Genomic DNA, 12,304 nt, shown 5'->3' on the forward strand with positions numbered 1-12,304 from the left:
TTCATGATGAATAAGTTCATCAATAAAGTGCGGTCGTTTTGACTATTGTTTTTGTGAAAGGTTCATACGTTGACGAACAAACGCCATCATCCCACGTAACAATAAAAACAACAAGGATAGCCCATAAAGCGGCAGATTGCCTAACACAGAATAAGGTGTTTTGCCTTCAGTCGGTGCAATTTTATGGGTCAAGGTTGTTTCGACAAATTGCGGCGCTTGTGCCAGAATTTCCCCCATTGAACTAATAAACACCGAAATTCCCGTATTGGTCGCACGAATTAAAGGTTTGCCTAATTCCAATGCCCGCATTCTCGCCATTTGTAAATGCTGCCAAGGCCCGATAGAATCACCAAACCAAGCATCATTGGAAATTGTCAGCAAATAGTCGGTTTCGGTTTTCAAATTTTCCCGTACTTGTTCGCCAAAGATAATTTCATAACAAATTGCCGGTGAAAAAGCGCGTTTTTTCGCCATAAAAGCAGGCTGGACTGCCTCACCACTTTGGAAAGCGGACATCGGTAAATTAAACACGGAATTTAACGGACGCAACAAATTTTCCAACGGAACATATTCGCCAAATGGTACCAGATGATGTTTATTGTAGCGATTTGGCGTATCTAATCGATAAGGAAAATCAGGGTTACCGGCTGTCACAATAGAATTCAACAATTTGCCCGATTGCTCATCCTGATACACCGTACCAATCATAATTTCCGTATTATTTTCCTGTGCGACACGATCAAGCCTGTCAAAAAAAGGAACAATCGAATTTTCTAAGGTAGGCAACGCCGATTCAGGCAAAATAATCAAATCGCTTTTCCCTAAATTTTCTGCAATTAATTTTTGGTAAATCTCTAAGGTTGAATAGAGATACTCAGGATCCCACTTTAAATTTTGCTCAATATTGCCTTGCACAAGTGTTACGTTCAAGGATTTATCTTGCACTGATTTCACAAATGTCATTTTTTGAGCATAACCGGCCAGCCCACAGACAAGGGCAAATGGTAGAATATTCGCCACGAATAATTTGATATTTTTTTGTTTAAATAAAACCAAAATACCGTTAAAAATGACCGCACTTGCCCACACGGTAAAAAAGGTTAATCCGCTTACGCCAAAGATAGGGGCAATTCCGGAAAACGGGCTGTCAATTTGCGTATAACCGAATTGTAACCAAGGAAAACCGGTAAAGACCCAGCCACGAAGAAATTCCGTAAACGTCCAAATTACCGCAAAAATAACCGCACTTTTTACCTGAAAACGCTGTACGAAATAGGTGAATAACATAGGGTAAAGGGCAAGATAAGCAGAAAGCAAACCGACTAGAAGGTAGCTTACGCCAAGAGAAGCGCCACCGAATTGATGAATGCTGACATTCAACCAGCTTACCCCAAAACAAAAAAATCCCATTGACCATAAAAACGCGCCCAAAAGTGCGGTAAATTTTTTTGGGGTTTTAGCAACATAAATTAAACCCAACAAAGAAACATACGCCAATCCCCAATAATCAAAAGGCGAAAAAGCAAAAACACCGAGTAAGCCGGAAAAAAAAGCAACAAAATAAATCAATAAATTTTTCATCTCATTTCAATATCACAAAAAAGATTCCCCCCAATAAAATGAGAGGGGAAATTTAATCGGAGAAGGCTAAGCTATTCGTTTTCTAGGTTTTTCATATCCGATAAATGCTCGTCCGGTACGGTAACGCGCAGCTGGATCAAACGGCGACTATCTGCGGAAGTAACTTTAAATTGCAGATTTTCCAAGGTAATTTCTTCACCACGTTTCGGTAAATAACCAAACGCCTGCATCACTAAACCACCAATGGTATCGACTTCTTCATCATCAAAACGCGTATTAAATTGTTCATTGAAATCATCAATATCAGTCAGGGCGCGTACCGCATAAGTATGACGGGAAAGCTGGCGAACATCGGCAATATCTTCTTCATCAAATTCATCTTCAATATCGCCTACAATTTGTTCCAAAATATCTTCAATAGTAATCAAACCCGAGACCGCGCCAAACTCATCCACCACAATCGCCATATGAAAACGTTCGGAACGGAAATCTTTTAACATTCTATCCACACGTTTGCTTTCCGGTACGATCACTGCCGGACGTAAAAGTTTCGACATATCAAAGTCTTCCGCATCGGCACGTAAGAATTTCAGTAAATCTTTTGCATGTAAGATCCCTGCGATATTATCTCGATCATCGGCATCTGCAATGACGGGAAAGCGTGAGTGCGCCGATTCAATAATAATATTTAAGCAAGAATTTAAATCTTGTTCGCTTTCTATGAAAATAATTTGTGAACGCGGAATCATAATATCACGCACCCGAAGCTCGGCGATTTCCATCACGCCCTCTATCATTTCACGGGTATTTTGATCAATTAAATCGTTTTGCTCGGAATCACGAATCACTTCCACCAGTTCTTCACGATTTTTCAACTCGCCTTGAAAAAAACGACCGAATAAAGATTGGAAAAAAGATTTTTTAGTGTTTTCCGATTGAATTAAATTTTGCTGTTCGTCACTCATATTATTTTATTTTGACTCTACTAAATTCGCTGCAGAAAAGTATCATATTTTGACCAAGTTCGCAAAGTGAAAGCATAGAAAAGTAAAGTGCGGTAAAAAATATACTCGTTTTTTACCGCACTTAATTTTATAAAAACTTAAACTCCGTCCACTGGTAATATCGTTCATTGGCTTTTTGAATCCCACCGTAATTTTGCCATTCGGGGTGATTCGGTGTATCCGGTAAACACTGGGTTTCCAATGCAATACCTGCAAAATCGCCGTACTCTTCTCCACTACGGGTCGGCACGCCGGCAAGATAATTTCCCGTGTACACCTGTAACGCAGCTTGAGATGTTCGCACTTCAAGTCTTAAATCCTCATTCGGCGAGATCAGCAGAACACAAGGCTTTTGCCAAGCCTTATTGACGACAAAAGCGTGATCATAACCTTTGGTCACTTGCTGATCACCTTGTAGAAAATCCTGTTTAATCGGCTTAATAAGACGAAAATCAAAACTTGTTCCACCCACGTGTTTAAGTGGGGAATTCGGAATACCTTCATGATTTACCGGTAAATAAAAATCCGCATTCAAGCGTAGGCTATGTTCACGTATATCCGAGCCTTGTTCGGCATTTTCTAAATTAAAATAGGCGTGATTGGTGAGATTTAATGCCGTGTCTTTATCACTCAAACCTTCATATTCAATTTTGACGGAATTATCTTCCGTAAGCGTGTAAGTCGCGGTTACCTTCACATTTCCCGGAAAACCTTGATCGCCACCGGCAGAATTTAACGAAAAACAAACGAAATTATCACCGCACTTTTCAATCTCCCAACGGCGTTGAGCAAAACCGTTCCCGCCGTGAAGTTGGTGTTTGCCTTGATTGGCTGCCAATTGAATAGTTTCACCGTTTAATTCAAATTGAGCGTTTGCAATACGATTGGCATAACGCCCCACACTTGCCCCCAAATAAGCTTGCTGATTCGGGTAATCTTGCACTTTGCAACCCAATAATACTTCTCGCAATTCACCATTTACCGGCACTTGACAAGATAACCAAGTCGCTCCCCAATCCATCAATTTGATACACATTCCTTTTTCATTTTGTATAGAAATGAGCTGATAAGGGTTACCGTCAGGGGCATTAAACATTGTTTTTTCCAGCATTGATTTTCCTTAAATCACTCGTACGCCTTGTGAAGCATGGCACACATAAAAGGTTTCTTTTAATCCGGTTGTTTTTTCATAATTCTCGGCAATAGTTTTGCGGACGGCATCGACTTTATCCTGCGGCGCAAGGGCAACGATACAACCGCCAAAACCGCCTCCAGTCATTCTTGCCCCACCTTGTTTACCAAGAACTAATTGGGCTAATTCTACCAAATAATCAATTTGCGGCACGGTAATTTCAAAATCGTCACGCATTGAATCATGAGATTGCCCCATTAATTCGCCTAATCGGGTCAAATCATTATCTGTTAGCGCCGCCACAGCATCCAATACCCGCTGATTTTCCGTCACAACATGGCGGGCACGTTTTGCCACAATCGGATCAAGTGCGGTCAATTCTGCCTCTTTTTCTTTAAATTGAGATACCGACACGTCACGCAACGCTTTCACACCGAAAAATGCCGCCGCTTTTTCACATTGCTGACGGCGTGTATTATATTCGCCCGTCACTAAATCATGCGGTACATTAGAATTAACAATAATCACCGCAATGTCCTCCGGCACCGGCGTCGGGGTTGTTTCAAGGCTTCGACAGTCAATCATCAAAAGATGATCTTTTTGCCCAAGAGCAGAAATAAGTTGATCCATATTGCCACAATTCGCACCGACAAATTGATTTTCGGCTTTTTGACCATTGAGTGCAATATCAATATGAGAAATGGGTAAATCAGCCAATTGTTGACAGAATTTCCCCACAGCAACTTCCAGTGCAGCCGATGAACTTAAACCGGAAGAAAGCGGTACGTTACCTGAAATGACAAGATCCGCGCCTTGGTTAAAATAAGGGTAACGTTCTTGTATAAATTTCACCACGCCACGGACATAATTCGCCCATTTATGCGGGCTTTGTTCGATTGTTTCTTTAAGAGAAAATTCATCGGTTTTATCCAAATCTGCCGCATAAACACGCCAAATATGGTCGTCTCGTTTTTTACCGCTCACCGCCGTGCCGAAATTAATCGCACAAGGCATCACAAAGCCTTCATTGTAATCCGTATGTTCCCCAATAATATTTACACGACCTGGAGCGTAAACAGTTAATTCGGGTGCGGTATGGAATTTTTGGCTGAAGATGTGTTGTGCTGTTTTGATTGGCGTCATATTTCTATCCTTCATATCTAAATTTATTCTTGGAGCCCCTCCCCTATTTCATAAAAGGAGAGAAGGGAAAATCTATCATCTCTCGGTATAATGAATTTCACTCAACGCTCTCAATCTTTCCGCCGCCTGCTCTGCGGTTAAATCACGTTGGCTTTCACCAAGCATTTCATACCCCACCATAAATTTTCGTACTGTAGCAGATCGTAACAGTGGTGGATAAAAATGCGCATGGAGTTGCCAGTGCGCATTTTCTTCTCCATTAAAAGGCGCAGCATGAAACCCCATTGAATAAGGAAAAGAGGTTTCAAATAAGTTGTCGTATTTTGTGGTTAGTTTTTTCAGAATGAGGGCTAAATCTTTAGCTTGTGTTTCACTAAGATCCGTTAAACGCTTGATATGTGTTTTTGGTAACAGCAAGGTTTCAAACGGCCACACAGCCCAGTAAGGGACAACCACCACCCAGTGTTCGGTTTCCACAACAATTCGTTCTTTTAATTCAAGCTCACGCTTTACATAATCCAGTAACATAACCGAACCGTATTTTTGCCAATAATGACGTTGGCTTTGATCTTCGCTATCCACTTCATTCGGTAAGAAACTGCTTGCCCAAATTTGACCATGAGGATGAGGGTTAGAACAGCCCATCGTCGCCCCTTTATTTTCAAAAATTTGCACCCATTGATATTTTTCTCCAAGCTCACGAAGTTGCATTTGCCAAACTTTAATCACTTCTTCAATTTCAAGTGCGGTCAATAATGGCAAAGTTTTACTGTGATCCGGTGAAAAGCAAATTACCCGGCTTTCTCCACGTGCTTGTGAACTTTGAAAAAGCGGATCATTTGATTTTTCCGGTGTGGGCGTATCCTCTAAAAGAGCGGAAAAATCATTTTTAAATACATAAGGTTTATCATAATCAGGGTTTAACTCCCCCGTAATACGTTTATTACGCGGGCAAAGATAGCAATTCGGATCATGGCTTGGTTTCCGTTCTTCTATCACTTTCTCTTGCTGCCCCTGCCATGGGCGTTTGGCTCTATGTGGTGAAACCAAAACCCATTGGTTAATTAACGGATTATAACGGCGATGCGGGTGCTCCGTCGGTTCAAATAATCTATCACTCATAATGGCTCCCTTATTTATTTGTAATCGGTTACATTTAATTACGTTGTAAGATACCTAACTTCTCAATAATAAACCGTGATCCATATCACAAAATTAGAATTTTAAGGGTGATTTTTGTGATCTATATTACAAAATTAAAAAGTAACCGTTTTCAATCCTGTACTAAGTTATTATGATGACCAATTACAAATTAAGAAGAAAGAGGGCATATTATGAGTACCATTCATGATGTTGCAAAGCTCGCTAAAGTTTCCGTTGCAACAGTATCTCGAGTGTTAAATAATCATCCGTCAGTCAGTAAAAAAACCCGTCTTTCCGTACAAAATGCGATTTCACAATTAAGTTATCAGCCTAATGCCAATGCACAGGCACTTGCTGTACAAAATACCGATACGATTGGTGTTGTGGTAACAGATGTCACGGATTCTTTTTTTGCTATTTTAGTGAAAGCAGTGGATAAAGTGGCTGAATCCCATAATAAAACGATTTTAATCGGTATTGGTTATCATCATGCGGAAAAAGAACGCGAGGCGATTAATACGTTATTACGTAAACGTTGTAGCTGCTTGGTTGTCCATTCTAAAGCGCTTTCAGATGAAGAACTTAAAGATTATCTTGATAAAGTGAAAGGAATGGTGGTGATTAACCGTGTCATTAAAGGCTATGAAAACCGTTGCATCAGTTTGGATAATCAAAAGGGGACTTATATTGCAACGGAAATGCTCATTCAGTGCGGGCATAAAAAGATTGCTTACATCGGTTCCAATCATGCTATTTTTGATGAAATTGAGCGTCGGAGCGGCTATTTGGAAGCGTTAAAAATGCACAATTACCCTATCGTTAAACACGCAATCGTGCATAATTCTCCGGATTTTGAGGGTGGAGAACAGGCAATGATTGATTTACTCAGTTACAACAAAGATTTGACCGCTGTCGTTGCCTACAACGATTCTATGGCTGCCGGTGCAATTTCGGTGCTAAATGAAAACAATATCAAGGTACCAAGTCAGTTTTCCATTATCGGATTTGATGATATGCCGATTGCACGTTATTTAATCCCTAAACTCACGACAATTCGCTATCCTATTGATTTAATGGCAACTTATGCAGCCAATTTAGCATTAAGTTTAGTTGATGAAAACATTGCAACACCCTCAACGATTCAATTTAACCCAACATTGGTTCGTCGTTTTTCTGTGGAACCGGCAAATTAAAATGTGATAAAGATCACAAATTTTAATATTCCTTTGTAATCGTTTTCATTTATGTGAGTTTGATCACAGACTTACGGGAATTTGCTCAGTATTATGCCAAGACAGTTATGACAACTGTCATAATAACGTACAGTGTCTTCTTTGTTCACATCAACCTTCCAACTAGGAGTGTTTTATGAAAAAAACAGTATTAAGCGCAATCGCTTTAGCAGTAGGTTTAGGCTCGGTTACGGCAAGCTACGCAGCGGATAACCGTATTGGGGTCACCATTTATAAATATGATGACAACTTTATGTCATTAATGCGTAAAGAAATTGATAAAGAAGCAAAAACATTACAAGGCATTGAGTTATTAATGAATGACTCTCAAAATGCCCAATCCATCCAAAATGACCAAGTTGATGTATTACTTTCTAAAGGTGTGAAAGCGCTTGCAATCAACTTAGTAGATCCGGCTGCCGCACCAACCATTATCAGTAAAGCAAAACCGGATAATATTCCTGTGGTGTTCTTCAATAAAGATCCCGGTGCCAAAGCGATTGGTAGCTATGAACAAGCCTACTATGTCGGTACCGATCCAAAAGAATCAGGCGTTATCCAAGGCAACCTAATTGCAAAACAATGGAAAGCAACACCTGAATTTGATTTAAACAAAGACGGTAAAATCCAATTTGTATTACTAAAAGGTGAACCCGGACATCCTGATGCTGAAGCCCGTACAAAATATGTTATAGATGAATTAAATAAACAGGGTATTCAAACAGAGCAATTATTTATTGATACCGGTATGTGGGATGCCGCAATGGCAAAAGACAAAGTGGATGCTTGGTTATCCAGTTCTAAAGCCAATAATATTGAAGTGATCATTTCTAATAATGACGGTATGGCATTAGGTGCATTGGAAGCGACAAAAGCGCACGGTAAAAAATTACCGATTTTCGGTGTCGATGCATTACCTGAAGCCCTACAACTTATTAAGAAAGGGGAATTGGCCGGTACCGTATTAAATGACGGCGTAAATCAAGGTAAAGCCGTTGTTCAATTAGCCAATAACCTCGCCCAAGGCAAACCAGCTACCGAAGGCACCAAATGGGAATTAAAAGATCGCGTTGTACGTATCCCTTATGTAGGTGTGGATAAAGATAATTTAGCTGAATTCTTAAAATAAAACTAATATCAGTGATGTAACCTTTAGGGGGAGTATTTCTACTTCCCCTATTTCAAATGAGGTTGGATATGACAACTCAAGATTTAAGTCAAGGTAGTCAGGTACTGCTTACGATGACCAATGTCAGTAAATCCTTTCCGGGCGTAAAAGCCTTAGATAGTGCAAACTTAACCGTCTGTTCTCATTCTGTTCATGCCTTAATGGGAGAAAATGGAGCGGGAAAATCTACATTATTAAAATGTTTGTTCGGTATTTATGCCAAAGATGAAGGTGAGATTTTTTTCTTAGGTAAACCCGTCAATTTTAAAACATCAAAAGAAGCCCTCGAAAATGGCATTTCTATGGTGCACCAAGAGCTCAATCTCGTACGCCAGACCAGTGTCATGGACAACCTTTGGCTTGGACGCTATCCGCTTAAGGGACCATTTGTCGATCACGCCAAAATGTATCGTGATACCAAAGCGATTTTTGATGAATTGGAGATTGATATTGATCCAAAAGGAAAAGTCGCCAAACTTTCTGTTTCTCAAATGCAGATGATCGAGATTGCAAAAGCATTCTCTTATGATGCCAAAATCGTCATTATGGATGAACCAACATCATCGCTTTCTGAAAAAGAAGTCGAACATCTGTTTAAAATTATTCAAAAATTAAAAGATCGCGGCTGCGGCATTATTTACATTTCTCACAAAATGGATGAAATTTTCAAAATTTGTGACGAAATTACTATTTTACGTGATGGGAAGTGGATCAATACCGTGCCGGTAAAAACCTCCAGTATGGAACAAATTGTTTCAATGATGGTAGGACGCGAACTTACCCAGCGTTTCCCTGAAAAAACAAATGTCCCGAAAGAAGTTGTACTTAAAGTCGAACATTTAACTGCCATCAATCAGCCCTCTATTCAAGATGTCTCTTTTGAATTGCGTAAGGGTGAAATTTTAGGTATTGCGGGTCTAGTCGGTGCAAAACGTACAGATATTGTCGAAGCTATTTTCGGCGTGCGTGAACTGAAAAGCGGTACAATTAAGCTACACGATAAAATTGTCAAAAATCGAACCGCACTTGAAGCAATTAATAACGGTTTTGCACTTGTCACTGAAGAACGCCGTACCACTGGGATATACTCCAATCTAAGCATTGAATTCAATTCTTTGATTTCAAATATGAAATCTTACCTTACGCCTTGGAAATTACTTAGCAATAAGAAAATGCGTAGTGATACCCAATGGGTCATTGATTCAATGAATGTAAAAACGCCTTCACACAAAACCACGATTGGATCGCTTTCCGGCGGTAATCAACAAAAAGTTATTATTGGTCGTTGGTTACTTACCCAACCGGAAATTTTGATGCTTGATGAACCAACCCGAGGCATTGATATCGGTGCTAAATTTGAAATTTACCAACTCATTCAAGAGCTTGCTAAAAAAGACAAAGGTATCATTATGATTTCCTCTGAGATGCCGGAGTTATTAGGGACAACCGATAGAATTCTCGTAATGAGTAACGGTCGGGTTGCCGGTATTGTAGAGACTGCAAAAACTTCTCAGGAAGAAATTTTACAGTTGGCAGCGAAATATTTATAACAATATAAGGAACAAATGAATTATGAGTGCCCTAGAAAAAAATAAATCCTTTGATCTTCTAAAACAAAATGCGATCTATTTTGTGCTATTGATTTTACTCGGCATTATCATTGCACAAGATCCAACTTTCTTAAATCTTATCAATTTTAGTAATATTCTTACTCAATCCTCCGTGCGTTTAATTATCGCATTGGGTGTAGCGGGATTATTGGTGACGCAAGGTACGGACTTATCTGCCGGTCGTCAGGTCGGTTTAGCCGCAGTAATTTCTGCAACCATGTTACAATCTATGGAAAATATGAACCGTGTTTTCCCTGATTTAGGTGAAATCCCGATTCCTGTTGTGATTCTAGCTGTTTGTGCCGTAGGTGCTGTTATCGGCTTAGTTAATGGTTTAGTCATTGCCTATCTAAACGTCACACCATTTATTGCTACTATGGGAACCATGATCATTGTTTATGGTTTCAACTCCCTTTATTACGATGCAGTAGGTGGCTCCCCTATCGCCGGTTTTAATAAAAATTTTTCTGAATTTGCCCAAGGATTCTTCCAAATTGGTAGCTTTAAACTTTCATATATCACGATTTATGCAGCTATTGCTTCATTTTTAGTGTGGGTAATGTGGAATAAAACCCGTTTTGGTAAGAACATCTTCGCTATCGGCGGTAACCCTGAAGCAGCAAGAGTATCCGGTGTAAACGTTGCACGCAACCTTGTTGTTATTTATATCATTGCAGGGATGTTCTATGCCTTCGGCGGAATGTTAGAAGCCGGTCGAATCGGTTCTGCAACGAATAACTTAGGTTTTATGTATGAATTAGATGCAATTGCAGCCTGCGTAGTTGGTGGCGTATCGTTTGCCGGTGGTGTTGGTACTGTAATTGGTGTAGTTACCGGTGTTATCATCTTTACCGTAATCAACTACGGCTTAACCTATATTGGGGTAAACCCTTATTGGCAATATATCATCAAAGGTAGCATCATCATTTTAGCTGTTGCGATAGACTCATTAAAATACGCGAAGAAAAAATAGCAAAAATACGATGTGATGTAGTAAATACACAAAATAAAATTTATACAAAATGTAGGGCATACTGCGTATGCCCTAGTCGGTAAGCTAAAATTTTTGATATTAAACACACATATGTCCCTACACTCACCTTAATATCAGTTTTCTTCAACGGCTACATAATATCGAAAAAAATAAACCGCACTTTTTTAGTACGGTTTATTATCTTAATTCAAAGCAAAAGAGTGGCTAAATTCAGCTAATTTTTCATTACCAATGATGATCACCTCTGTAATAACCAAACCCAATACTCGGTACAACAACAGGTGTGCGTTGATAAATAACTTTCTGGCGACTGTCACTCGCATTCATTTTAATCGGATCTGAAATATCTTTTGCAGCTTTTGCTTTTTGTTCGGCAGTTACCGTATTACCACTAGCTACGCGAGCTTGGTACTCTTGCACCGTTTTCATATCATAGATACCCGTATCCTGTTGCACTACTTGTTGTGAGCTACAAGCAACAAGAAATAATATCGGACATGTAATTAATAATTTTTTCATTTTGCTCCCTTTTTACAAACCATTTTATCCAAAAGTTGTTTATTGCTATCCACTTTATCTCTAATAATCTGCTTTGTTTGTCTCCCTTCCCGCTCACGAATCTCTTGCTCTAACTGAGGATCATCAATAACGTAAACAGGTACGTACTGCACATTTCTTGGCTCATCTTGCCGATAAAGCGAAGCTCCTATAATTCCACCGTAATATTGACTATCATCACTAGGATGTATGTAATTATTCGTAGAATTTGTAAAATCTACTCCATTATCTCCCTCAAAGCCATTACATACCCCCTCACCAGATACAAAAACACTTTTAGAAGAAAAATTCTCACTCACCATATACACTTCAAACTCAACACTGTTAGCTAAATTTTTCGCATCCCGAACAGAACTGTTCGGATCTAAAACCCGCTGTTCTTTACTATCAATATAGCGCGTTAAATTCTGAGTATCTTCTGATATTTTAACCACAATCGTTTTTGCACTAACAGAAGCCGACAAAGGTAAAAAAGATAATATAAAAAAACATAAGAGATAAGTATAATACTTCATATTCATCCTTATATTATTAATAAGTTTGATAGAATTCTACAGGTAAACCGTCCGGATTTGTGCAGAAAGTATACTTTATTTTTATAAAATCATCTACCCCAACAGATACACAGGCCCCTTATTAGCCACAAATAAAAAATACAGAATTCCATCTCCTTAACTTTAATTCCAAATCTAATTTTTAACTATCCCGTTCTACCGATAAGGTTCGGCTATCATCTTTG

At 39.3% G+C, this 12,304-nt stretch carries 11 protein-coding genes; 4 read left to right on the top strand and 7 right to left on the bottom strand.

Translation table 11 applies throughout. From position 1 onward, the window contains the following. Positions 1-42: 42 nt before the first annotated feature. The 5 genes from lnt to galT form a co-directional block, all read right to left on the bottom strand. Complete coding sequence (lnt, locus tag PNEUHYL_RS01830) at positions 43-1,581, bottom strand: apolipoprotein N-acyltransferase (protein ID WP_059365581.1); 1,539 nt, start codon at positions 1,579-1,581, stop codon at positions 43-45. A 71-nt stretch (positions 1,582-1,652) separates the two neighbouring features. After that, a complete protein-coding gene (corC, locus tag PNEUHYL_RS01835) occupies positions 1,653-2,546 on the bottom strand; it encodes a CNNM family magnesium/cobalt transport protein CorC (protein ID WP_059365582.1) in 894 nt (297 codons plus the stop codon). A gap of 127 nt (positions 2,547-2,673) precedes the next feature. Then, the gene (gene galM / locus PNEUHYL_RS01840; protein WP_059365583.1) at positions 2,674-3,696 is read right to left on the bottom strand and encodes a galactose-1-epimerase; all 1,023 of its coding nucleotides are present in this window, start codon (positions 3,694-3,696) and stop codon (positions 2,674-2,676) included. Positions 3,697-3,705: 9 nt separating this feature from the next. Continuing rightward, a complete protein-coding gene (galK, locus tag PNEUHYL_RS01845; RefSeq protein ID WP_059365584.1) occupies positions 3,706-4,860 on the bottom strand; it encodes a galactokinase in 1,155 nt (384 codons plus the stop codon). A gap of 75 nt (positions 4,861-4,935) precedes the next feature. Continuing rightward, the gene (gene galT, locus PNEUHYL_RS01850; RefSeq protein WP_059365585.1) at positions 4,936-5,982 is read right to left on the bottom strand and encodes a galactose-1-phosphate uridylyltransferase; all 1,047 of its coding nucleotides are present in this window, start codon (positions 5,980-5,982) and stop codon (positions 4,936-4,938) included. Between the two features lie 212 nt (positions 5,983-6,194). Here galT and PNEUHYL_RS01855 point away from each other — a divergent pair, with 212 nt between their 5' ends. The 4 genes from PNEUHYL_RS01855 (at position 6,195) to mglC (ending at position 10,986) form a co-directional block, all read left to right on the top strand. Beyond that, entirely contained in the window at positions 6,195-7,196 is a 1,002-nt protein-coding gene (locus tag PNEUHYL_RS01855; RefSeq protein WP_059365586.1) for a substrate-binding domain-containing protein, read from the top strand. A gap of 175 nt (positions 7,197-7,371) precedes the next feature. Beyond that, positions 7,372-8,364, top strand: a complete 993-nt coding sequence (mglB, locus tag PNEUHYL_RS01860; RefSeq protein WP_059365587.1) for a galactose/glucose ABC transporter substrate-binding protein MglB — start codon at positions 7,372-7,374, stop codon at positions 8,362-8,364. A 68-nt stretch (positions 8,365-8,432) separates the two neighbouring features. Next, the gene (mglA, locus tag PNEUHYL_RS01865) at positions 8,433-9,953 is read left to right on the top strand and encodes a galactose/methyl galactoside ABC transporter ATP-binding protein MglA (protein WP_059365588.1); all 1,521 of its coding nucleotides are present in this window, start codon (positions 8,433-8,435) and stop codon (positions 9,951-9,953) included. A gap of 22 nt (positions 9,954-9,975) precedes the next feature. Then, on the top strand, positions 9,976-10,986 hold the full coding sequence (mglC, locus tag PNEUHYL_RS01870) for a galactose/methyl galactoside ABC transporter permease MglC (RefSeq protein WP_059365589.1): 1,011 nt from the start codon (positions 9,976-9,978) through the stop codon (positions 10,984-10,986). Between the two features lie 246 nt (positions 10,987-11,232). On the opposite strand, the gene PNEUHYL_RS01875 is transcribed toward mglC, so the two are convergent. Together PNEUHYL_RS01875 and PNEUHYL_RS01880 are read right to left on the bottom strand one after the other, a co-directional pair. Continuing rightward, entirely contained in the window at positions 11,233-11,526 is a 294-nt protein-coding gene (locus tag PNEUHYL_RS01875; protein ID WP_059365590.1) for a hypothetical protein, read from the bottom strand. Then, complete coding sequence (locus tag PNEUHYL_RS01880) at positions 11,523-12,080, bottom strand: DUF8095 domain-containing protein (protein ID WP_059365591.1); 558 nt, start codon at positions 12,078-12,080, stop codon at positions 11,523-11,525. The genes PNEUHYL_RS01875 and PNEUHYL_RS01880 overlap by 4 nt, the downstream gene beginning before the upstream one ends. Positions 12,081-12,304: the final 224 nt, after the last annotated feature.

The sequence above is a fragment of the Rodentibacter caecimuris genome (genome assembly GCF_001019715.1).
Taxonomy (GTDB): domain Bacteria; phylum Pseudomonadota; class Gammaproteobacteria; order Enterobacterales; family Pasteurellaceae; genus Rodentibacter; species Rodentibacter caecimuris.